Annotated in this window: 14 protein-coding genes and 1 pseudogene; 7 read left to right on the forward strand and 8 right to left on the reverse strand. The window is 60.0% G+C overall.

Annotated features, from left to right (window positions below):
• Positions 1-168 precede the first annotated feature (168 nt).
• Positions 169-549 (forward strand): PH domain-containing protein, encoded by a 381-nt coding sequence (locus tag NML54_RS01630; protein ID WP_254755609.1) that lies wholly within the window; start codon positions 169-171, stop codon positions 547-549.
• A 349-nt stretch (positions 550-898) separates the two neighbouring features.
• On the opposite strand, the gene glnA is transcribed toward NML54_RS01630, so the two are convergent.
• The 4 genes and pseudogenes from glnA to lipB form a co-directional block, all read right to left on the reverse strand.
• Complete coding sequence (gene glnA, locus NML54_RS01635; protein ID WP_254755610.1) at positions 899-2323, reverse strand: type I glutamate--ammonia ligase; 1425 nt, start codon at positions 2321-2323, stop codon at positions 899-901.
• A 339-nt stretch (positions 2324-2662) separates the two neighbouring features.
• Positions 2663-3379 carry a DUF4191 domain-containing protein gene (locus NML54_RS01640; RefSeq protein WP_254755612.1) on the reverse strand — a complete coding sequence of 239 codons (717 nt, stop codon included), beginning with the start codon at positions 3377-3379 and terminating at the stop codon, positions 2663-2665.
• Positions 3380-3576: 197 nt separating this feature from the next.
• On the reverse strand, positions 3577-4584 hold the full coding sequence (gene lipA, locus NML54_RS01645) for a lipoyl synthase (RefSeq protein ID WP_254755614.1): 1008 nt from the start codon (positions 4582-4584) through the stop codon (positions 3577-3579).
• Between the two features lie 164 nt (positions 4585-4748).
• A pseudogene (gene lipB / locus NML54_RS01650) lies at positions 4749-5438 on the reverse strand (lipoyl(octanoyl) transferase LipB); the annotation flags it as partial.
• Positions 5439-5645: 207 nt separating this feature from the next.
• Here lipB and NML54_RS01655 point away from each other — a divergent pair.
• Positions 5646-7376, forward strand: a complete 1731-nt coding sequence (locus tag NML54_RS01655; protein WP_254755617.1) for a peptidase — start codon at positions 5646-5648, stop codon at positions 7374-7376.
• Positions 7377-7582: 206 nt separating this feature from the next.
• On the opposite strand, the gene sucB is transcribed toward NML54_RS01655, so the two are convergent.
• The 3 genes from sucB to NML54_RS01670 all read right to left on the reverse strand — a co-directional run bounded on the left by sucB (position 7583) and on the right by NML54_RS01670 (position 12769).
• On the reverse strand, positions 7583-9265 hold the full coding sequence (gene sucB / locus NML54_RS01660; protein ID WP_254755618.1) for a 2-oxoglutarate dehydrogenase, E2 component, dihydrolipoamide succinyltransferase: 1683 nt from the start codon (positions 9263-9265) through the stop codon (positions 7583-7585).
• 191 nt (positions 9266-9456) lie between these two features.
• Positions 9457-10842, reverse strand: coding sequence for a dihydrolipoyl dehydrogenase (lpdA, locus tag NML54_RS01665; RefSeq protein WP_044142607.1), 1386 nt, complete (start codon positions 10840-10842; stop codon positions 9457-9459).
• 430 nt (positions 10843-11272) lie between these two features.
• On the reverse strand, positions 11273-12769 hold the full coding sequence (locus tag NML54_RS01670) for a leucyl aminopeptidase (protein WP_254755620.1): 1497 nt from the start codon (positions 12767-12769) through the stop codon (positions 11273-11275).
• Between the two features lie 432 nt (positions 12770-13201).
• Between NML54_RS01670 and NML54_RS01675 the strand changes: the two genes are divergently transcribed.
• The 3 genes from NML54_RS01675 (at position 13202) to NML54_RS01685 (ending at position 17970) form a co-directional block, all read left to right on the forward strand.
• Positions 13202-14107, forward strand: a complete 906-nt coding sequence (locus tag NML54_RS01675) for a PAC2 family protein (protein ID WP_254755622.1) — start codon at positions 13202-13204, stop codon at positions 14105-14107.
• 213 nt (positions 14108-14320) lie between these two features.
• The gene (locus tag NML54_RS01680; protein WP_254755623.1) at positions 14321-16210 is read left to right on the forward strand and encodes a metal-dependent hydrolase; all 1890 of its coding nucleotides are present in this window, start codon (positions 14321-14323) and stop codon (positions 16208-16210) included.
• A 401-nt stretch (positions 16211-16611) separates the two neighbouring features.
• Complete coding sequence (locus tag NML54_RS01685) at positions 16612-17970, forward strand: RNA polymerase sigma factor (RefSeq protein WP_254755624.1); 1359 nt, start codon at positions 16612-16614, stop codon at positions 17968-17970.
• A 385-nt stretch (positions 17971-18355) separates the two neighbouring features.
• Here the strand turns inward: NML54_RS01685 and NML54_RS01690 are convergent, their stop codons facing one another.
• Positions 18356-19504 (reverse strand): ADP-ribosylglycohydrolase family protein, encoded by a 1149-nt coding sequence (locus NML54_RS01690; protein WP_254755625.1) that lies wholly within the window; start codon positions 19502-19504, stop codon positions 18356-18358.
• A 359-nt stretch (positions 19505-19863) separates the two neighbouring features.
• Between NML54_RS01690 and NML54_RS01695 the strand changes: the two genes are divergently transcribed.
• Both NML54_RS01695 and NML54_RS01700 read left to right on the forward strand, forming a co-directional pair.
• On the forward strand, positions 19864-21060 hold the full coding sequence (locus NML54_RS01695) for an exonuclease SbcCD subunit D (RefSeq protein WP_254755626.1): 1197 nt from the start codon (positions 19864-19866) through the stop codon (positions 21058-21060).
• Entirely contained in the window at positions 21057-24305 is a 3249-nt protein-coding gene (locus tag NML54_RS01700; protein WP_254755627.1) for an AAA family ATPase, read from the forward strand. The genes NML54_RS01695 and NML54_RS01700 overlap by 4 nt, the downstream gene beginning before the upstream one ends.
• The last annotated feature ends 93 nt before the right edge of the window (positions 24306-24398 follow it).

Genomic DNA, 24398 nt, shown 5'->3' on the forward strand with positions numbered 1-24398 from the left:
ACAAAGGTATAGGTATGAAACCGCTCTATGAGATTTACCGGTACAACCCTCTACAGGTATTTATTGCTCGCAGCGTATCTGCAAGGATAACCATCTAGAACACGCATGAATTAACAAAGCTCTTATACTGAGAACGTTATTATTACTCAACACCTTGGAGGTAACTCTATGTCTATCGCCGCTATTATGACCTGGACTCTGCAATCAGAAATTCCAGTACCTCAGGATGCCCAAGCCCTTTTGGGGCCGGGTGAAAGCGCCGTCGCTGCCTTTGCTACTTTCCGCGATTCGGCGATTTTCACGACTCACCGACTCATCATTCGTGATGCTCAAGGCCTGACGGGTAAGAAGGTAGAAATGTATTCGTTGCCTTACTCCTCAATCCATATGTGGTCTTCTGAAAATGCAGGAAACCTGTTCGACGCGAATAGTGAAATTGCTCTATGGACGAAGGTCGGCTACATCAAAATCAAGCTGGGCCGAAAGATTGACGTCCGCAAACTTGACTGGCTCATCGCTCAGCAGGTTCTAAACGCTCAGCAGCATTAGGGCATAAAAATAGACTGGCGTTCCCTCCGGGTTGCACGACAAAAAGGGAGAGAAAGCCAGCACCAAACAGCTTAACCTTTAGACCCGCTCAAAGCGCAACTAAGATACATGAGGCTCATCGAGGCAGAAAAATATTAGACACGAACCGTCACCAAAATAGTCCGGTGAGCCTGCGTCCCGCAGAAACCTAGCAGACACCCCTCAGAAAACACAACAACGGCCTATACGCTCCCAAAGGAACGTATAGGCCGTTGCTTGTTACCTAGAACTTACCCCAGAACCCACCCCGCAACTTACCTCAGTACAGGTGCGGGGCAAAGCTCAGAAGGAAAGATAAGACGCCAGTGAATTAGACGCCGTAGTACAGCTGGTACTCAAGCGGGTGCGGAACCAGCGAAAGCGGCTCCAGCTCGTTCTTACGCTTGTAGTCAATCCACGCCTGAATCAGGTCCTCGGTGAAGACGCCGCCCTCGAGCAGGAAGTCGTGGTCAGCCTCCAGAGCCGCCAGAGCCTCCTCCAGGTTAGCCGGAGCTTTCTTGATGTCCTTAGCCTCTTCAGCGGGCAGCTCGTACAGGTCCTTATCGATCGGTGCCGGCGGCTCAATACGGTTACGGATACCGTCCAGACCAGCCATCAGCTGAGCAGCGAACGCGAAGTAGGGGTTAGCGGAGGGGTCCGGTGCGCGGAACTCCAGACGCTTAGCCTTCGGGTTGGTGCCGGTAATCGGGATGCGGATACCAGCGGAACGGTTACCCTGCGAGTACACCATGTTGATGGGAGCCTCGTAGCCGGGAACCAGACGCTTGTAAGAGTTCACGGTCGGGTTGGTGAACGCTAGAACAGCGGAGGAGTGCTCAATCAGACCGCCAATGTACCAGCGTGCGGTGTCAGAGAGGTTAGCGTAGCCACGCTCATCGTAGAAGAGGGGCTCGCCATCCTGCCACAGCGACTGGTGGCAGTGCATACCGGAGCCGTTATCGCCGAACACGGGCTTAGGCATGAAAGTCACGGACTTGCCCCATGCGTCTGCGGTGCCCTTGATGACGTACTTGAACTTCAGCAGGTCGTCAGCAGCCTTGGTGAGAGTGTCGAACTTGTAGTTGATTTCTGCCTGGCCGGCTGCGCCCACCTCGTGATGGCTACGCTCAACTTCAAGGCCAACCTCGTCCATTGCTACGCACATTGCGTCACGCAGGTCAGCCTGCTTGTCGACGGGGGAGACGGGGAAGTAACCGCCCTTGACGGGGGTCTTGTTGCCCAGGTTGCCGCCCTCTTCCTTGCGGCCGGTGTTCCAGGGAGCCTCATCGGAGTCGATCTTGAAGAATACGGAGTTCGGCTCGACCTGGTAGCGGACGTCCTCGAAGACGAAGAATTCAGCCTCGGATGCGAAGAACGCGGTGTCTGCAATGCCGGTGGACTGCAGGTACGCCTCGGCACGCTCAGCAACGCCGCGGGGGTCACGGTGGTAGGGCTCGCCGGTGCGGGGGTTCACGATGGAGCAGATGATGACCAGGGTCTTCTCAAGGCGGAAGGGGTCAACGTACGCAGACTGAACGTCGGGAATCAGCTGCATGTCGGACTCTGCAATGCCCTGGAAGCCGCGAATGGAGGAGCCATCAAAAAGCTGGCCGTTGACGAAGAAATCGTCATCAATCGCCTTAGCGGGCAGGTTGAAGTGCTGCTGCACGCCGGGCATGTCGGTGAATCGGATATCAACGAAGACTACTTCTTCGTTCTTGATAAAGTCGAGAACTTCCTGGGGGCTGGTAAACATGAGGACTGCTCCTTGTTCGACTGACGGTGCAGGAGGGTATCTTCCCTCACCGCATTCAGTCTTTGGTTTAGTTTTTGGCCGCGGGCAAAGCCCTGTGACATATCCAGCATAGAGGTTATTTTTTGCGCGTGCGTGACTATCGTGTTTCGGTAATGTTACAAATCCTGGAAAGGAGTTACATCTTGGTTGCCTCACGAAACACAGCGCAGATGCTAACGCTCTCTAGCAACGCTAGCATCAGCGTCAGTAACAGAGCAATAACCGGGCGTAACAAAAAGGCTCCGACCCTTCCCACGCGGGAAGAGCCGGAGCCTTCAAAACCTTATATCAGAGTCTCGCTTAGCGGCCGCGCATCGCACGACGGTCCGGGCGAGCACGCATCGGGTCAACACCCTTAGGAACAGCGTTCATCGGGTTACGCATAGTGTTCAGAGTGCCCAGACGACCCGAAACAACCTGCATCTCCTGCTGAGTCAGAGCCTTCGGAAGCTTGTTCATAGTCTTCACAACGTCCTTGAGCTCAACCTGACCCTCTTCGTGACCGGTCTCAATCACGTGAACCGGAACGCCAGGAGCCACACGGTTCAGGTGCTTCTTCTCAGTGTTCACCAGGGAAGTCACGCGGCTGTGAGGGCCCTCGGTCACCAGCACAATACCGGGACGGCCCAGAGCACGGAACACCAGATCCTGGTTGCGGTTCGCAGCAACGGGCTGCTCCTCAACAATCCAACCGCGGCGCACCGAGTTCATCGCCGCACCACTACGACCGGGCTGGTTCTCAATCTGAGCAAAAGCCGCAGTCTGCGCGCGGCGACCCAGCAGAAGCATCGCCACAATAGCGGCAACGCCCAGACCCAGAATCAGGAAAGTAATCCAGTTATTCAGGGCAATACCGATGAGGAGGAAAACCAAAAGGGTGCCCAGAGCCGACAGACTCAGAATCCAACCAATATTCGGGTCGGACTTCTTGGTCATCTGGTAGACCTGCTTCATCTGGGCGAAAGTGCCCGGAGTGCGTTCCTTCTTCTTTTTCTTCTCTTCGCGCTTATCTGCCACGATTCTTCCTCGGCTGGTTCTTCCGCGGCTCCGATAAGCGTCTCAAACGCTCACGGAACCATAGTGACGTAACGATGCAGTGTATGCCTGCAATTTTTCTAGTTTACCCTACCCGCACAAGAGGCGGGGCATAAGGAGAGGCTCCCCGAACACCGGGTTCGAGGAGCCTCAACGCTCTCAGAAAGATTCTGAAAGGCTTAGTAGCCCGCAGCCACCAGGGAGGAGGCTTCCTGCAGGGCTGCACCCTCACCCTCAATGTGGGCAAGGTTCTCAGGGATCTGGTAGCCGTTCTTACGCATCGCACGAGCCCACAGGCGACCTGCACGGTACGAAGAACGAACCATCGGGCCCGCCATAACGCCAGCGAAACCAATCTCCTCAGCCATGTTCGCAAAATCCACGAACTGCTGAGGCTTCACCCAACGCTCAATCGGGTGGAAGAGCGGGCCGGGGCGCAGGTATTGGGTGAGGGTAATGATGTCACAACCAGCATCGTGCAGATCGCACAGCGCCTCGTAAATCTCGTCATCGGTCTCGCCCATACCCAGAATCAGGTTGGACTTGGTGACCATGCCGCCTTCCTTAGCCTGGGTAATAACATCCAGGGAACGCTCGTAACGGAACGCCGGGCGAATCTGACGGAAGATACGGGGGACGGTCTCCAAGTTGTGCGCGAACACCTCAGGCTTAGCGTCAATCACCTTCTGAACATGCTCGGGAACACCCTTGAAGTCGGGCACGAGCATCTCAACGCCGGTGTTCGGGCACATCTTGTGAATCTGACGGGTAGTCTCTGCGTACAGCCACGCACCGCCGTCTTCCAGATCGTCACGAGCAACACCGGTCACGGTTGCGTAACGCAGACCCATGACCTTCACGTTCTTAGCAACCTTGAACGGCTCAGCATAGTCAACAGCAACAGGCTTACCGGTCGCAATATTGCAGAAGTCGCAACGGCGGGTGCACTCGGAACCACCAATCAGGTAGGTTGCCTCACGGTCTTCCCAGCACTCGTAAATATTGGGGCAGCCAGCCTCTTCACACACGGTGTGGAGGCCCTGACCGCGAGCCAGCTCGCGCATCTCGTTGTATTCGGGGCCAACAATAGCCTTGGTCTTAATCCAGTGAGGCTTCTTCTCAATGGGAACCTCAGCGTTGCGGGCCTCCACACGCAGTAGCTTGCGTCCTTCAGGTGCGGTGCTCAAAAGTCTTCTCCTTGGTCTCGGTGTGCCCTCTGTGCAGGTGGGCCACCTTCTATTTTACGCCCGCTCAGGCGTAGGTGAAACTGATTTTCGTATATGACGAACAAAGCTGGACGCGTTACGTGTACCGCCCGTTCGACGCTTCTTGACTGCGTCTAACCCTGCGTTTAATCCTGTGCCGCAATGGGCTCGAAAGACTCCGCCAGGCGGTCCTGGTACTTCAGAAGCTCCGCCTCCAGCGGCTCCAAAATATCGGTGGGGGTGACGGTGCGGCCCAGCTGCTCCGAAATGGTGGTAACACCCGCATCGCTAATACCGCAGGGAATGAACTGCTGGAAAGGCGCGGTGTCATTGCAGCAGTTAATCGCAAAGCCGTGCATGGTGGTGTTACGCGAAACGCGCATGCCCAGTGCCGCGATCTTCTTGTCCTGGGTGACGCCGTCGCCCAGAATCCACACGCCGCTACGGCCCTCAACGCGCTCACCCTTAATGCCCAGGCCAGCCAGGACGTTAATGATGATTTCCTCGATGATACGTACATACGCCACCACGTCAATGGGCTCGGGCAGGCGCAGAATCGGGTAGCCGGTCAGCTGGCCGGGGCCATGCCAGGTCAGCTTGCCGCCGCGGTCAATCTTGACGACGGGGGTGGATTTGTCTGTGGGGTACTCGTGATCTTCGGTGCGTTTACCTGCGGTAATCACTGCCTCGTGCTCAAGTAGAAGAATCGTATTCTGGCGGGTGCGGTTAGCCACCTCATCGTGGATGCGGTACTGCTTGTCCAGGCACTCAACATAGTTCACATAGTTCGGGGCGAAGCCCACGCGTTCAATCGTCACAGACATACTTTCTACCTTAGTACTGCTGGTGGAGGGAAGAAAATTAGGGCGCCCTGAATCACGTGATGAGCGAACACGTCGGAATGTTACGTGAGGGTGTGCTCAGGAGTGGGAAGGGAGAATAAGCAGATAAATGCCTGAATTCACATTGGGGGTTCTTTGGGTGTTTTAACTATTTTAGTGTGCTCAAATATATTATTTGATGTAATTTGATAACATTATGGTATGAGAAGCGAAGAAGCACACGTACTGGAAAGCATCGCCAACCCGACTCTACCCATCCTGCAGATTGTCGAGTACCGGGGCGAAACCACCGCAAGCGCACCCACCGCGAGCGCACCCACCGAGAGCGCACCCGCTGCAGGTTCCGTACCCTCCTCCCACCCCGGACGCTACACCCTGCGCACCATTCCCCAGTCCGCCCCGCCAGCTCCCTCCACCCAGCTGGCTTCTGCCGCGCCCACTCTGCGTGCGGCAGTCAACGGGTACGGATTCGAGGAAAACACGGATGCATCCGCTCAGAGGCACGCCCAAACCCCACAGGTAGCCGCCGCCCTACGTAACGTGCCCGGACTCGCCAAGCTCCACGCCGTTACTAGTGAGAGCGCCGATAGTGCCAATCAGCTGTGCCTCTGGTACGAGCCCCTCGACGCGGGCACCCTCGACAAGCTCCTGCGCGCTCGCACCCTGACACCCGCCGAGCTCATGACCCTGGCGCGAACCCTGCACCGGGCGCTCGGAAGCCTCAAAAAAGTCGGGGAGGGGCGCGCCGAACTAAGCGCCGAATACATCGCGCTGAGCGCCGCCGGAGTACCCAAACTCCTGCTACCTGACGCCGTCTACTGTGAAACGGCCTCTCAAGACGGTGAACAGCTCACCGCCGCTCGGGGCAACTACGCACGCTCCGCAGCAGCCCTGCTCTGGAAAGCCGCCTGCGGGCACACACCGGAACCCTCCACCGCCCGCGTACCTCTCTCACTGCGCATGGATTCACTGGGCATGGATTCACTGGGCATAGGAGCCGCCGACACCGCAACCGAGGGGGCACCCAGCAACGAGTGGATTGAGCGCCTCGGCAGAGCCCTCGAATACCTGCTGGACGCACCAGCCCAGGAGGCAGCGCTCGCAGGGCTCAGCTCCGTGGTCGCCCTGGCCGAGGAGGTACCGCCTTGCCCGCTCAACGTCTACCTGAGCTGTTCAGAACGAGCCCGCGCCCTAATTCCCACAGCTGTGGAGCCCACGACGGTACAGAAGCGCTCAAAGACGCAGAAGGCGCAACGCTACCTGGCAGAACGTTTGCCTCGCATGAAGAAGGCGGGCGTGAAGAAGTCGGGGCGCGCAGCTACCGCAGGTTCTAAGCCATTGAGCCCCACAGCAAGCCCCATAGCAAGCCCCGCAAAGACTGCGCCGCCCGCTCTAAAGAACGCAGATGCGACGAGCACATCCCGCCTGACGGCGCTACGCGGCGCGTTCACCCGTCCCTCCGCGCGCCTGGGACTTGCCGCGCTCGCGCTGGGGGCTATTGCGCTGCCTCTCGGGTTCACTCTCTACGGGCAGAACGCCCTGGCAACGGCACAGCCCGTATCCGCTCAATCCGTGAACGCAACGGGGGAGCAGGAGCCCGGCGGTACGGAAACACAGGTTCAGAGCGCACAAGATACAGCCGCGCAGGGCGATCAGATTCTACGAGCCCTGATTGACCAGCGAAACCAAGAACGCCGTGCCCGAGGCGGAGCAGAGCTCACCGTCGACACCGCCGAAGAACTCAGCCGTGACAGCGAGAACATCCGCGTTATGGCGGTAGTCTCCGCGCCCGGCTACCGCGCCGATAAAACCGAGCGGGAAGCCCGCAAACTCAGCGAAGAAAACGGCCTCACCCGCCAGAAAGTCATCTTCGACCTGCACCGCGGTGAGAAAGGCTGGGAGATAGCCCGCGCCGAACCCATCCCGGCATAGCTGATGCCGCGCAACTGACCCTGTGCAGCTGATGCCGCGTAACTGACACCGTAGAAACGCGGACACAACAAAAGGCGGCGGCCCCACCCACCGAAGTGGATGGAGCCGCCGCCCTGTTGCTCACTGTCCGGGAAAAGCCGGAGAGCTACACTCGGTTACCCATCAGGGCACCGCCACAAGGAAACTTCCTTGAATCTATGCAGGTCTTAGAGGCCCAGCTCAGACTCGAAGTTTGCCTCCTCCAGGCGGGTCTTGAGGGTGTGCAGGAAGCGACCAGCGTCTGCACCGTCGACCACACGGTGATCGTAGGTGAGGGACAGGTAGCACATGGAGCGGATAGCGATAACGTCGTTACCGTCAACATCCTTAACAACCATGGGGCGCTTCACGATGGAACCGGTACCAAGGATTGCAACGTTCGGCTGGTTGATGATCGGGGTGTCGAACAGCGCACCGAAGGAACCAATGTTGGTGATGGTGAAGGTCGAACCCGACAGCTCCTCGGGGGAGATGTCGCCGGTACGTGCACGGCCACCCAAGTCGCCAATAGCCTTTGCCAGGCCAGCAATGCCCAGGTCAGAAGCGTTCTTGATGACGGGAACCAGCAGACCCTTGGGGGTGTCCACAGCAATCGCGATGTTCTCGGAGGCCGGGTAGGTAATCTGCTTGAGGTCCTCGGTCATGGAAGCGTTCAGAGCGGGGTGCTGCTGCAGAGCCTCAGCGGTTGCCTGGACGAAGAAGGGCAGGAAGGTCAGCTTAGCGCCCTCACGAGCAGCGAAGCCGTCCTTAGCCTTTGCACGCAGCTGAACGATGCGGGTCACGTCAACCTCGGTGACCTGGGTCAGCTGGGTGGAGATGTCCAGGGACTCACGCATACGCTTTGCAATAACCTGGCGGATACGTGCGGTCTTCTCGACGGTGCCACGCTTGGGGGAAACCTCGAAGGTGTGCGGTGCCTTTGCGGAACCAGCAGCCGGAGCAGCAACTGCAGCGGGTGCAGCAGCGGCGGGAGCAGCGGAACCCTTAGCCGCGATAGCAGCCTGAACATCCTGCTTGCGGATGCGGCCACCAACACCGGTGCCCTTGACGGTGGACAGGTCGATGCCGTTGTCCTTAGCGAGCTTACGGACCAGGGGGGTCACGTATGCTTCGCCCTCAGCAGCTGCCGGAGCGGCAGGTGCAGCGGGAGCTGCGGGAGCAGCAGGAGCCTCAGCAACCGGAGCCGGAGCTGCGGGAGCTGCGGGAGCCTCAGCAACCGGAGCGGGAGCAGCCGGAGCAGCTGCAGCAGCAGCATCGCCGATGATAGCCAGAACCTGGCCAACCTCTGCGTCCTCATCCTCGGGGATGCGGATCTCGAGCAGGGTACCTGCTACGGGGGAGGGAACCTCGGTGTCAACCTTGTCGGTGGAAACCTCAACCAGGGGCTCGTCAACCTCAACCTGCTCGCCAACTTCCTTCAGCCAGCGGGTAACGGTGCCCTCGGTGACGGACTCGCCCAGTGCGGGCAGTACGACCTCGATGCCTGCAGCGGCGGCGGCGGGAGTAGCGGCGGGTGCAGCCGGAGCCTCAGCAGCTGCCGGAGCAGCCGGAGCAGCGGCGGGTGCAGCCGGAGCCTCAGCAGCTGCGGGAGCAGCCGGAGCGGCAGCGCCGGAACCGTCGCCAATGATAGCCAGAGCAGCGCCGACCTCGACGTCCTCGTCCTCGGGGACGAGAATCTGCTCAACAACGCCTGCTACGGGGGAGGGAACCTCGGTGTCAACCTTGTCGGTGGAAACCTCAACCAGGGGTGCGTCAACCTCAATGGTGTCGCCGACCTCAACGAGCCAGCGGGTAACGGTACCCTCGGTCACGGACTCGCCCAGTGCGGGCAGTACTACGGTGTGGGACATAATCTTTCCCGTTCTCCTTGTGAATGCTTGAACTAGAAAAATGTGAGCGGCGACCCGGATGCGCGCCGTATGCGTCAAAGCACGTCGACGCGCATCCGGATAGGGGCGTTGTTCAGCGGATACGCCCGGCAACCGCTAACGACCAACGGTCGTCAATACTAAGCTGACGCACTAACGCCAGTCAGCAAAATTTATGCGCTGTGCAGCGGGGTGCCGTTCAGGACCATTGCAGCCTCACCCAGGGACTCGTTCTGAGTCGGGTGTGCGTGGATGAACTTAGCGACGTCCTCGGGGAATGCTTCCCAAGCAACCCACATCTGAGCCTCACCAATCTGCTCACCCATGCGCTTACCAATAGCGTGAACACCAACGATGGGGCCGTCCTTCTGGCGGACAACCTTCACGATACCGGTAGCACCGAGGATAGCGGACTTGCCGTTACCAGCCAGGTTGTACTCAGCGGTCTCAACGTTCTCAGCGCCGAACTTCTCCTTAGCCTTGGGCTCGGAGTAGCCAACGGAAGCGATCTCCGGGTCACAGAAGGTGACCTTGGGGATGTTCACGTCTTCAACGATGGAGGGGTTCAGGCCAGCGATTTCCTCAGCAACGAAGATACCCTGCTGGTAACCGCGGTGAGCCAGCTGAACGCCGGGGACGATGTCGCCAACAGCGTAGATGTTGCCAACGCCGGTGTGCAGGCGCTCGTTAGCCAGGACGAAGCCGCGGTCCATGGGGATACCCTGCTCCTCGTAGCCCATGTTTGCAGTGTTCGGGCCACGACCAACAGCAACCAGAACAATCTCTGCCTCGAAGACCTTGCCGTCAGCCAGGGTGACCTTAGCACCGTTAGCGTCCTGCTCAACCTTCTCGAAGAGGGTGCCGGTGTTGAACTTGATACCGCGCTTCTTGAACGCACGCTCCAGAACCTTGATGATTGCCGGGTCCTCGTTGGGAACCAGGTTCGGCAGGCCCTCGATGATGGTGACGTCAACGCCCATAGCGTTCCACATGGATGCGAACTCGCAACCAATCACGCCGCCACCGAGCACGATAGCGCTCTTGGGCAGGTAGTCCATCTCCAGTGCCTCAGTGGAAGTCAGAACGCGACCCTCAATGGGCAGACCGAAGGTCTTGGAGACCGAGCCGGATGCCAGGATAATGTTCTTACCCTTGTACTCAACACCACCGACGGTGATGGTGTCCTGAGCGGTCAGCTTACCCTCGCCGGGGATAACCTCTACGCCCTTCATCTTCAGCAGGCCTGCAAGACCCTTGAACTTACCGGAGACGATGTTGTCCTTGTAATCGCGAACCTTGCCCATTTCGATGGACTGTAGCACAGCGTTAACGCCAACCTTGGACGCCTCGCGTGCCTCTTCTGCCAGCTCAGCAGCGTGCAGGTAGGCCTTAGTGGGGATACAGCCGGTGTGCAGGCAGGTGCCGCCGACCTTTTCCTTCTCGATCAGGCCGACGGTGAAACCTAGCTGGCGTGCGCGAATAGCTGCAGAGTAGCCAGCGGAGCCGCCGCCGAGGATGAGGATGTCGAATTCTTGAGCCACGATATTGCTCCCTTGCATAGTTGTGGGGGCTAAAGACCCCTGCAATGAGTTCTTTACCAATTTATTGGTAGGTTCCCCAGCATGCGCGAAAGGCCCGCGAGCTCGAAAAATCGCGCGCCCCTCCGCGTACGCAGAAAAACACTTAATACAACAATACCCCCGTTGACGGTCGTTTAAGTTCACTCAGGGCGGTTTTAGCCGATTAATCGCCTAAACACCCCAAATTTTTCACCACGCAAGAAAAGCGGTGCGTCATAGAACAGTCAGATGACAGGGAACAGTCAGATGGCAGAACCACCACAGCGGTCGCACAGAACGTGTCCGAGAACAGACGCAGAGGAAGGCTCCCCGGTAGGAATACCGAGAAGCCCTCCTCCGATCAGCTCTATGCTGTGCGGCTCGCACCAGTTAGGATGCGCCAGTTAGGGTGCGCGCCCAGCGAAGCAGACTACTTAGCGTACGACTCGATGAAGTTCACCAGGGTAGCGGTACCGAAGCCGGTACCTTCCTTCGGGGTGAAGCCGTAGGGTGCCTCCTCGTTGAACGCGGGGCCCGCAATATCCAGGTGGGCCCAGGGGATGCCCTCGCCCACGAACTCCTTCAGGAACAGGCCGGCGGTCAGCGCGCCACCGTAGCGGGAACCAATGTTCTTCAGATCAGCAACGGGGGACTCCAGGCTCTTACGCAGGTAGGACTCCAGCGGCATAGGCCAGTACGCCTCACCCGCAGCAGCACCGGCTGCAATCACTCGGTCACGAATCTTCTCGTCACCGAGCAGAGCCGCGGTGCGCAGACCCAGAGCAGCCATAGCAGCACCAGTCAGGGTCGCGATATCCAGGATGACGTCCGGGTTCGACTCAGAAGCCAGAGCGATACCATCAGCCATGACCAGGCGGCCCTCAGCGTCAGTGTTCAGCACCTCAACGGTACGGCCATCACGCATGGTGATGACGTCCTCCGGGCGCAGAGCGTGACCGCCGGGCATGTTCTCAGCCAGGCACAGGTAACCGGTCACAGCAACCGGCACATCCAGCTCTGCGGAAGCAACCACAGCGTTCAGCACGGATGCGGCACCCGCCATATCGCACTTCATGGTCATCATCGAAGCGGCAGGCTTCAGCGAGTTACCGCCGGTATCGAAGGTGATGCCCTTACCGACCAGAGCCACGTGAGCCTTCGGGTTCTCCGGGGTGTACTTCACAACGGCAAGAACCGGCTTGCGGGGCGAACCCTGACCAACACCGGAAATGCCGCCGAAGCCCTCCTCAGCCAGGCGGTCGTGGTGGAACAGCTCAATCTCAATGTTTGTGTAATCCTCAGCGACCTCAGCAGCGAACTCAGCGAAAGTCTCGGGGTACAGATGCGACGGAGGCAGGTTCACCAGGCGGCGAGCATCCTTAGCGGTCTCACCCAGAACTAGGGCGTGTACCAGAGCCTCTTCAGCTTCTTCCTGCTCAATCGAAGAAACAATCAGAATGGACTCGATTTCTTCCTGGACCAAATCCATAGTCTTGAAACGCAGGCCCTCCTCAACGAAGTTACCCAGCACAGCGCCGTGAGCAATAGCCTCAATTTCCTCTACCGAAGAAACACCGAAATCGAAAGCAATCTCCTCAGCAGAACCAACCAGCTGACGAGCCGCAGAACCAGCCGCGTAACGCAGAGCGTCCAGACGCTCCTGACCCCCAGCAGTATCAGAGCCCAGACCCGCCAGCGCCACAATGCCGGCACCGGTGTCCTCAAGACCGGGCAGACGCAGCAGCTGATCGGGGGCACCCGAGGCGCCCAGCGCCTCCAGCAGCTCGTTAATACCCTCAACAGAGTCCTCAGACAGGGAGCTCGGCGCCAGGTACGCACCGTCCGAACCCTTCAAAACGCCCAGAACCAGAACGTCAGCTTCGAGCGCTTCAAGGTCGGTGCTGTGAATAGACAGAGACAGAGACATCGTTACTCCTTTGCGTATGTCTTCTCAAAATAGTCGGGGCACATCCTCGCGCCCGAAAAACTCAACTGTAGGCCCTCGAAGAGTGAGGATGAATACCGCCGCGCAAAGCCGCGCGGACTACTGCTTCTACTCTACACGGATATATAAGAGGTCGTGAGGTTCAGCCCTCACCCCGAACAGCTGGCAGAACAGAAAAGGCACAAGAAGCCGAGATACAGCGTCTTAAGAACGTCGACGAGACACCAAACAAGTTCACCTACTGCGAGAAAAGCCCGCACACTGTCGAGACAGGGCAGTAGTGGCATAGAATGAAAGACTACGGAAAGCGTCAGATAACAGAAGACGCCCCTTCGCCCCAACACCTCGGGTACCGGCAGAAAACGCTAAGCCCACCTGAACGCGGCGCGAACCAGACAGAAGTGAGGAGGCGTAATGCTCAACCCCGAAGATCTCTACTTAGCGAACACCAAAATATTGGACGACCCCAGGATGCACGGGCTAACCCTCGTCATTGCTCTCTCCAGCCCGCAAGATGCAGGCTCCACCGCAGGTCAGCTCGGTCAGGTGCTGCTCAGTGAACTCAAAAACATTGAAATCGTCGAGTTCGACAGTGATCAGTTGCACGACTACCGTGCCCGCCGCCCCTACATCCGCTACGAAAAAGACCACTTCGAAAAGCCGCAATACCCGCAGCTGAAGCTCTACGCCGTAGAAGACAGCCTCGACAAACCGTTCCTGCTACTCACCGGTGCCGAACCGGACCTGCAGTGGCAGCGCTTCGAAAAGGCGGTGCTGACCATCGCCCAGCGGGTCAAGCCCTCCTTGGTTGTGCTGGTCTCCGCATTCCCCATGCCGGTGCCGCACACCCGCCCCTTCCCGATTACCGCGCACGGCTCCCGCAAAGACCTGATTCGCGGCATCTCCCCGTGGAAGCCCAGCGCGGACGTGCACGCGACCGTCACCAACCTGCTGGAAGTGCTCTTCACCGAAAACGGAATCGACACCGTAGGCTTCGGCGTGAACATTCCCCAGTACATTTCGGAGGCGGACCTGCCGCAGGGCACCCTCACCGCTCTCGAACACGTGGGCATGGCGGCGCGCCTCTCCCTACCCACCGAGAACCTGCGCGAAGCCGCACGCCACGTGCACAGCCAGATCAACGACCAGGTCAAGCAGAACCCCGAAATTGGTCGCATGATCACGACTATGGAAGAGAACTACGACGAGAACTTCCGCACCTCCGACATTGCGGTTCCCCTCTCGCGACGCGACGCGCACAACGTGCCCAGCCGCGACGAGATTGGTGCGCTCTTCGAGCGGTTCCTCGACGAACAATAGGTGTGCGCAGTAGGGGATACCGCCTGACAGATAGTGCCTGACAGATATTGCGTGACAAATTATGACGCGGCACCCCGCGCCGCTGTGGACAAACCCCGGTAAACAAACGAACAATACGAATAAATCTGTGGAACCTTCGGACACATGAACCGAAGTATCCACAGATTTATTCGTTTAACCCCACACTCTCGCAAACCATGCCACCGTGAAGACATGAACGCAAACAACATCTCCAACGGCAACACCCCCAACATCGACCACCTCCGCAGCAACCACAACCACGGCGGCTACAGTAACGGCACGCCCCCGCCCATCCGCAACGAATACGACGTGCTCAGCTGCGCCCTCCACCAGCACGGCTACTGGCCCGACCACTCACTCATCATCCTCACCGCAACCGACAACACCCTCGGCCCCAGCCTGCGCGTCAACCTACCCGACGAACCCAGCACCCACACTGAACGCGCCGACTTCCTCCACGAAACCTTCACCAAACTCCCAACCCACCACAACGGTGAAATCCTCACCCGCTTCTACGCCATCATCATCGACGGCGACAACACCGTACGCCAACGCCAACTCCACCCCAACACCGCACAACTGGCCGCCATCGAAGAAATCCAACAGGACGTCGACACCCAAATCCCCATCAACGCATGGCTCCACCTGCTCCACGACCCGCGCATCGTCAGCGAACTACGCTGCGAAGACGTCATCTACGCAGGCGGCGTCAGCATCTGGGCACTCAACCCCGAACAGCAGACGCTCACCCTCCTCGCACCCATCGAAGAACTCCTCCACAGCGGCTACTACACCTGGCTCACCCGCCACGGCAACACCATCGCCGATACCGCTCAACATAACTACGCCCACAGCCCCTGGGACACCGATCCCACAACCAACCCCGAAACCCGCCACGACTGGGAAAACGCCGTAGAACTCTGGGCTCACACCCACACCACCCGCCACAACGAAGCCCACCAAGGCATCCGCACCATCTACCGCCAAGCCCAAATCGACCTCTGCTACTGGGACGCAGCCATCAACGCCGCTGCGCACCTGCTCACCACCCACCCGGTCGATAACGCCGACACTGCCCCTGACTGCCCCACCATCGGCGATGCACTCCGCGAACTCATCCCCGCCGAAGTCGCCGGGCACCTACGCGCTTCCATCGCACCGGTAACCCTCAACCCCATCACCGCCGAAATGCTCACCTACCTGGCCGGCTACGGGCTCAACCACGCCCAAAACGCGCTCGCCCACCTGCACTACTCCGCCCAATACACCTACCACGCCTTCGGCGGCGAATACCCCAGCACCAGCCCCAACTTCGTGCCGCTCGAACCACCCCACTACGGCACCCGCATCACCCGCAAAACCTACATACCCGCAAGCTTCACCCACGCACTCAGCGCCACACAAGGCACCGAACAGACACACGTACGCGCCGTGCCCGAAAAATGCGTGCAATGGCAAGACTGGATCCGCCGCACCCACCGCACCATTCAGCAGAGCCACACCATTCAACAGAACCGCAACAACCAACGCGCCAACCTCAACGGCTGGGCACTCGAAAACCTCACCCCCGCCGACCACGCCAGCGCAGCCGAACTCAACACCATCAGCCGTGACGTACTCCCACGCCTCGACGAACATCCCAACGACCACAACGCCCAAAACAAACTCGAAAACCTCAAACAGCGAATCGACGAAAGCTGTACCACCAGCGAATACCTCACCAAACATCACGCCACCTACACCCATTACCTCAACGCCCTCAAAGGAAAACTAGACAGCCCCCACTGGGCACGCCTCAACGCACTCGAACTGCTCACCAGCCTGCTCACACCCCACTGCACCGACGGAGAATACGCCGCACTGCGCAACACTCAAGCCTGGACCAACTGGTACAAGGGCTACAGCACCTACGCCCGCCTACTCCGGCAAGAAGCCCACCGCCACACATCCGGAAAGGACCTCAACATCCTCGACGTACACCTCAACGCCGGCAACCTACCCTCCTGGATCAAACACACCATCTGCGGCGAACCCGGAACACACCGCCACCCCATCAGCACCCTCAAACCCCGAAAACCCTAAAACCGGCACCTAAAAGCGGCGCCTAAAGCGAGGTATAAACAGGGGAGGGGCGCCCCACCGGGTACGCCCCTCCCACCCACAACCACACACAGCCGCACCCAGCCAAAAACCAGGCCCCAAGCCGCCCAAACAGCGCGTCAAGTTGAAAGCAACCAAAAATCTGCAATACTTGTATATTGACCCCGTACAGTCAATGCGCTACAACGCGCCCTCAAACCGCTCCACACAACGAGCAACGGAACCCTGCAAACCGCCCAACGCACGCGGAATAAAACCCGCCACCACAGCGTTAAATCGGAAAAATGCAGCAAACACCCCGACCGAGGACGCCAGCACAGACTTGACAGGGTCTTAGGTGTTTTGCAAACAAAACACCCCACCACAAGCCAGAAAGGGTTCTAGTGGCACCTGCAACCAGCAAGAAGACCGCGACCGGCGACGTAACCGAAGAAACCGTCGCAAAAACCACCACCAAGACCACCCGCACCAAGAAGGCAACCACCAAAGCCGCAGCGGCAACCGAAGACACCACCGGCGCAACCGCCGAAACCACTGCCGAAACCGAGGCAGACAAGCCCAAGCGCACCCCCAAAACCACCACCAAAACCGCTACCAAGCGCAAGACCGGTGCCCGCCGCAAAAAGAGCGACGATGACGAATTTGACCTCGTCCTCGACGAAGAACTCGAAACCACCGACAGCGAAGACGAAACCGACGAAGAAGACGAAGAAACCGTAGCCAAAAAAGAAGAAAAGAAGGCCGCGGAAGAAGTAGCAGCCAAAGGCTCCGGCTTCGTCCTCACCGCAAACGACGACGACGACGCACCCGCACAGCGCGTCGTCACCACCGGCGCAACCGCCGACCCCGTCAAAGACTACCTCAAGCAGATCGGCAAAGTCTCCCTGCTCAACGCACAGCAGGAAGTCGACCTCGCCATACGCATCGAAGCAGGCCTCTACGCCGAACACAAGCTCGCCGAAAACCCCGACATGGACAAAGACCTCAAAAAAGCCCTGAGCTGGGTCATCCACGACGGCAAGCGAGCCAAAAACCACCTGCTCGAAGCCAACCTGCGACTCGTCGTCTCCCTCGCCAAGCGCTACACCGGCCGCGGCATGCTCTTCCTCGACCTCATCCAGGAAGGCAACCTCGGCCTCATTCGCGCCGTCGAAAAGTTCGACTACTCCAAGGGCTTCAAGTTCTCCACCTACGCAACCTGGTGGATCCGCCAGGCCATCACCCGCGCAATGGCAGACCAGGCCCGCACCATCCGCATCCCCGTACACATGGTAGAAGTCATCAACAAGCTCGCCCGCGTGCAGCGCCAGATGCTCCAGGACCTCGGCCGCGAACCCACCCCCGAAGAACTCGGCAAGGAACTCGACATGACCCCCGAAAAGGTCATCGAAGTCCAGAAATACGGCCGCGAACCCATCTCCCTGCACACCCCCCTCGGTGAAGACGGCGACTCTGAATTCGGCGACCTCATCGAAGACTCCGAAGCAGTCGTCCCCGCAGACGCAGTGTCCTTCACCCTTCTTCAGGAACAGCTCCACTCCGTGCTCGACACCCTCTCCGAGCGTGAAGCCGGCGTGGTCGCAATGCGCTTCGGCATGACCGATGGCCAGCCCAAGACCCTCGACGAAATCGGCAAGGTCTACGGCGTGACCCGCGAACGAATCCGCCAGATCGAGTCCAAGACCATGTCTAAGCTCCGTCACCCGTCGCGTTCGCAGGTACTGCGTGACTACCTGGACTAAAAGTTCATAGAGTGTCTGTAACAAGCAGATAGCTCTGTTCTTTACAGATCTGGATACAGAAAAGGCTCTCCGAGATACCGGAGAGCCTTTTCTATGCCTATATAGGTCGCGAAGAGTATTCGCACAGGTAGAGTTCATTAGACGGCTTGCGGACGATGCTCGCGGGGGAGTGCCCCCTCTTCAGCGCCTGGGGGCGCTTCGAGGACGGAGCCCCCGCTACGCATGTCCGCTATGCCGTCAACGTTCAGTTCCACAGAGGCTGAGTATGTCAGGTTGGCTCTGCGGACGACACTTGGGGGGGGGAGTGCCCCCTCTGCGGCGCTGAGCGCCTTGAGAACGGAGCCCCCGCTTCGCATCGCCGCTATGCCGTTAAGGTTCAGCGCCGCTACAGTCCCAGCTGGCGCAGATAGCGTTCCGCCACCGCCTCCACCTGATTTAGCCCGCGCACACGACCCAGCGCCTGCGACCAAACATCACCGGCAGGCTCAGCACCCACCGGGAAACCAGCCGCCGCCCACAACGCCGCCGTCATCGCACCCACCGAATCCGAATCCGAATCCACCGACACCGCACAGCACAACCCCTCAAACAGGGCGCCACGCACCGTCGCCTCATCGGCATCAGTAGGCAGGCTCTTCACAGCATCTGCCGCACACCAGAACGCCACACCCAATAGCTCAGGCGCCGTCCAACCCGTACCAAAATGCTCCGCCACAGCCTCCGGAACCGGCACCGTACCGCCCTCCAACAGCTCGACGGCACGACTCAACGCCGCCGCCGTACGCGAAGCATCACCCGGAATCGAATCATCCGCCCCCACCGAACCACACCACGACACCACACGACGTGCCGCCTCCAACAACGCACCAAACGAGCCAGACCGCGACGCCAACAAATCACGAACCAACAACGCATACGCCGCCGCCGAAGCCAACGCCTCCGGATGCCCATGCGTCAACGCCGCCGCACGCACCGCCAACAAAACCACCGTACGCTCCTGCGCCACCGGCAATACACCCAACGCCGCCGAACGCACCAACGCACCACTACCCAAAGCATCAGGATTCAACGACTTCGACACCAACTGCATCTCACCCGAACCCAACGCCCGCAACGTCGCCGCACCCGGACCACGACGAGCCGTCAATTCCGACGAACCATCAATCTCACGATCCAACGAAAACGGCGCAGACTCCGGCAGAACCTCACCAATACCGCGGAACCACCGCAAATACGCCAACCACAAACACGCCAACTCATCCGCCGCCGCGCCCTCATTATTCCACTCCAAAACCTCCGTCAACGCGTCCAGAGTGAAACACATCAGCTGCGTATCATCACTGACCAACAGCTCACCAAACGCCGATTCCCACGGCTTAGGGGCACGCTCCGCAATCTGCGCAGCCGACAACAACTCCAACGGATAACCCAGCGCATCACCCAACGCAGACGCACACAACAAGCCGCGCACCCTGCCCGCAAACTCAGCCGAAACCTCAGGTGCATACGTGAACTCAACAGAAGAAAAACTCATAGGGCGATTATCCCATGTGCGTTCAGGACGCGGAGGCTAGGGCATAAGCTGCTTCGTGCTCATGCTCGCGGGGGAGCGTCCCCTCTGCGGCGCCCCGAATTAAATAATCCTGGCGCCTTGAGGACGGAGCCCCCGCTCCGCACGAGCACTTTCGCCGCTGTGAGGTGCCTACTCCGGGGAAGGGGATGCACTGGGCAGCTTTGCACTCACGCTCGCGGGGAAGTGCCCCCTCTTCAGCGCCTGGGGGCGCTTCGAGGACGGAGCCCCCGCTCCGCGCGAGTGCCTGCGCTGCGGAAGGTTCCGAACCGCGAATGACGAACTGTGAGGCGCAAAACACGACGCAATGCCATACTGAAACCATGAAGATCCTGCACACCTCCGACTGGCACCTCGGCCGCACCTTCCACCGCAGCCCCCTCACCCGCGAACACCAGCAGTTCATCGACGAACTGCTCAACTACGTGCACGCCGAAGGCATCAATATCCTCCTCATCAGTGGCGACGTCTACGATAGCACCATCCCCACCGCCGAAAGCACCACCCTGCTTGACCAGGCACTCACCCGCCTCATGCGCGCCGACGTGCAAGTCATCCTCAGCTCCGGCAACCACGACTCCTTCCGCCGCCTCAGCTACGGCGCCGCCTTCTTTGAAGCCTCCGGCGTGCACCTGCGCACCACCCTCGAAAACGCTACCCGCCCCATCGAACTCACCGACGGCACCTTGCGCGTACACGTCTACGCCATCCCCTACCTCGCGCCGCGCCTTCACGCCACCGCCCTCGGAGTAGACCCCACCCACCACGCCGTCCTCCACGCCGTCACCGACGCCATCCGCGCCGACGCCGCAAAACGACACGCCCTCGGCGAAGGCGCCGACCGCGTCATCGTCATGAGCCACGCAACCGTCAGCGACACCACCGGCAGTAACATTGCCGGCAGCGCAGACACCACACCCCGTAGCGACTCTGAACGCGACATCAGCGTCGGCGGCATCGACTGGGTACCCGCATCCCTCTTCGACGGCTTCGACTACGTAGCCCTCGGCCACATCCACAAGCGCTACCCCGTCACCCACACCATCCGCTACAGCGGCTCCCCGCTCGGCTTCTCATTCAGTGAAGAACACAACCGTAACGGTGCCTACCTCATCGAACTCAACCCCGGCGAAGAACCCACCATCAGCAGCCACGAATGGGCAACCCGCGTACACATGAAAACCCTGCGCGGCACCATGGAGCAGCTACTCAACAGCCCCGAACACACCGATTACGAACACGGCTACTACTGCCGCATCGAACTCACCGACGAAACCCTACCCGTCGGCGCTGTCGACCGCCTGCGCAGCCGCTACGAAACCATCTCCCACTTCAGCTACCGCAGCACCCAACCCGCCACCGACAAACCCGCCACCGCACCCCCCACCCGCGACGCCGACCCCGTCGAAACCTTCGACCAATTCCACCAATACGTGCGCAACCGCCCCCTCACCAGCGAAGAACGCGACGTCATCACCACCCTCAGCGACCACATCAAAAGCCACAAGGACAACGCATGATCCTGCACAACCTAGAATTCGAAGCCTTCATGGCATACCCCAAACGCCAAGAAATTAACTTCGACACCCTCAACAACGCCGGCGTATTCCTGCTCAACGGCCCCACCGGCGCCGGTAAAACCACCATCCTCGACGCCATCTGCTACGCCCTCTACGGCGAAACCAGCAGCGACCGCGAATCCGCCAAATTGCACTCCACCTACGCGGCACACAGCGGCACCAAACCGCGCGTGCTACTTGACGTCACCCTCCACGGCAAGCGCCTGCGCATCGACCGCACCCCCGCCTACAACAAACCCATCACCCGCGGCGCACGCAAAGGCCAGATGCGCGAAGAAAGCGCCAAAGCAACTCTCGCTGAGCTCGCACCCGGCGCCGACCCCGCCGACGAAAAAGCCTGGACCCCCATCTCCAGCAGCGTCGCCGAAGTCAACCGCACTATCGCCGAACGCACCCACCTGACCAAAGAACAATTCCTCAAAGTCGTACTCCTACCGCAGGGTCAGTTCGCGCAATTCCTCAAGTCCAAGCCCAAAGAACGCAAAGAACTACTCAAAAAGATGTTCCCTGTTGAACACTACGAACAGCTCTTCGCTGCACTCACCGAGGAAGCGAAAACCGCCCAGCAGGAAGTCGCCCAGGACGAAAACACCCAGCGCGGCTACCTTGAACGTGCCCGCGCAGAAATGCTCGCCCTGCAGGCGCTACTGGACGCTGCAGATCCGGGTGCAGAGGAGCCTGCGGAGGCGGAGACTTCCGAAAATCTCACCGCTGAGAACGTCACCGCCGAAACTCTCGACGCATGGGTCGCCGGCGGAGTAGAACGCGCCCGCAAAACTTCCGCACGCGAAAAGCAGGAACAGCAGCGCCTCACCAACGAAGCCGACCGGAACACCCGCCTGCTCGCCGAACGTGCCCAGTTGCAGGCCGACTGGCGCGAATACGAACAGCTCTGCGAGCGCCGCACCCGCCTGACCGAACACGCCGACGAGCACAAGGCGCAGCGTGAAGAACTGGCGCAGGCGCGTGCCGCCGCACCCCTGCACGCACAATACACGCAGGCCTACACCGAATCGCAGGCGTTCGCCGCCCGCCAGCAGGAGCAGACGGCCTGTGCATCAGCGCTGGATGAGACTGGTCGCGCCCTGCTTGCGGCACTGCGCGATGAGGAAACCGTGGAAGAAGTCACCTTCCCCGAAGAAACGACCTTCGCCGTGCTCCCGGAGCTCGAGCCCGCCGAGCAACAAACCCAGCTCGAGGCGCTCCTCGACACCCTGCGCGCCCTGCAGAAGAAGGACGCACAGCTTACCGACGAGGAAGCCGCCGCAGCCGCCCTGCTGAAGCAGGCTAACGCCCTCGAACAGGACAAGTCGCGTGCCGAAAAGACGCTGAGTGACCTCACTGCCCAAGCCGAGCAACTCGCCGAAGAACTCGCTGGCTACAGCACCGCCGACGAGGAACGCGCACTCGCCGCGCACCTGGTCACCGAGGCGCAGCAGAAGCACGATGCCGCCCAGCAGATGCAGCAGAAGCTGGATGCCGCCTCTGCCGCGGTCGCCGCTGCCCAGAAGCAGAGCAAGCACACTGCCACCGCCGAGCAGAAGACGCAGGAAAAGTGGCAGGCTTCGGCTCAGCAGGCGCTTGCCGCGACGGAAGAGTTCAAGAACCTACAGGTTCTGCGCCTCGCCCAGGCGTCCTCCCTGCTGGCGCGCGAGCTCAAGGACGGCGAACCCTGCGCGGTCTGCGGCTCGGTCGAGCACCCCGCCCCCGCGCAGATTGCCGAGGGTGAGCAGCTTATTGAGCGTGCCGATCTGGACGCCGCCAAGGAACGTGAAGACAAGGCGCACAAGCAGGCTCGCACCCACGAACTGGCTAAAGATCGGGCGACCAAGGCGCACCAGGAAGCTTCCGAGGCGCTTGCCGCCGCCCGCACACAGTACGAGACTCTGGCGGCTCAGGGCGAGTGCGATGTGCAGCAGACTGCCGCCCAGCTGCAGCAGGGGCAGACCCGCCTCGCGCAGGCTCAGTCGCGCGTGACCGCGCGTGACGGCGTACTGGTGAAGGTTGAGCGGGTGCGGGGTGAGCAGCAGAAGGCTCAGGAGGCGCTACGCACCATTGAGGGCGCGGCGGTTGAGGCTCAGACTCGTCACCGTGACGCTGCGGCGCGCTGTGAGGCGGCTGCGGCGCAGTTGGCGCCTGCTCGTGCGGCGGTGGGTTTTGCACAGCGTGTTGAGGCTGTGGAGGGCTACCGTGCGGCGCATCAGCGTCTTGTTCGTGCGGTGTTGCTGTTGGAGCAGACGCGTGAGCGTCATGCTCTGGCTGCGACTACGGCTGAACGTCTGCTGGCTGAGTCTTCGTTTGAGAGCGCCGAGCTGGTTCATGCGGCGGTGCGTACCCCCGAGCGTGTTGATGCCCTGGAGCAGACTATTGCTGCGTATGAGCTGGAGCATGCCCGCCTCCTTGAGGGCTTTGGCCGTGAGGCGATTGTTGCGGTGGCGGCGCGCGTTGCCGCTGGTGAGCAGGCGCCGGATGATCTGCAGGGTGTGCGTGAGCGGGTTGAGCAGTTGCGTGCGGTGGCACACCGTTTGACTCTTCGTGAGGGTGAACGGGAGAGCGTGCTGCGTTCCCTGCAGGCGTTGCGTAGCGAGTATACGGCGTTCCGTGCGCAGACGGCGCAGCGTTATGACCGTGCGCAGATGTTGGCTAACTTGGCGGCGGCTGCTCGCGGTGACACTCTGGGCGGTTATGAGCATCAGGTTGACCTGGTCAGCTATGTGCTGGGTGCCGAGTTTGAGCGTATTCTGCAGTCGGCGTCGCTGCATTTGGACCGTATGAGTGAGGGCCGCTACGGCATGGTGTTCAGTGATCACCGTGCGAAGGGTAGCCGTTCCGGTGGCGGCCTGAATCTTGAGATTACTGACACTTGGACGGGTGAGCCGCGTGAGGCGTCGTCGCTGTCCGGTGGTGAGTCGTTCTTGGCGTCGCTGTCGTTGGCGTTGGGTCTGGCTGAGGTTGTTCAGTCGAATAACGGCGGTATCGAGTTGGATACTCTCTTCATTGATGAGGGTTTTGGCACGCTGGATGCTGAGACCTTGGACATGGTGATGGGCACGATTGAATCCCTGCGTGATAGTGGCCGCACTATTGGCCTGATTTCGCATGTGGAGGAGATGAAGAACCGTATTCCCGCCCAGATTGTGGTTGAAAAGGGTCAGAACGGCTCGTCGGTGAGGGTAAACTCCTAGTAGGTATAAAATTCGCTTCCGGGCTGCTGTTGTAGCATGTCCGGCGGCTTATTCGTGAAAGAGATGATGACCTCGATACCTGAGGACAGGGCA

Source organism: Rothia gullae (assembly GCF_024294905.1).
Taxonomy (GTDB): domain Bacteria; phylum Actinomycetota; class Actinomycetes; order Actinomycetales; family Micrococcaceae; genus Rothia.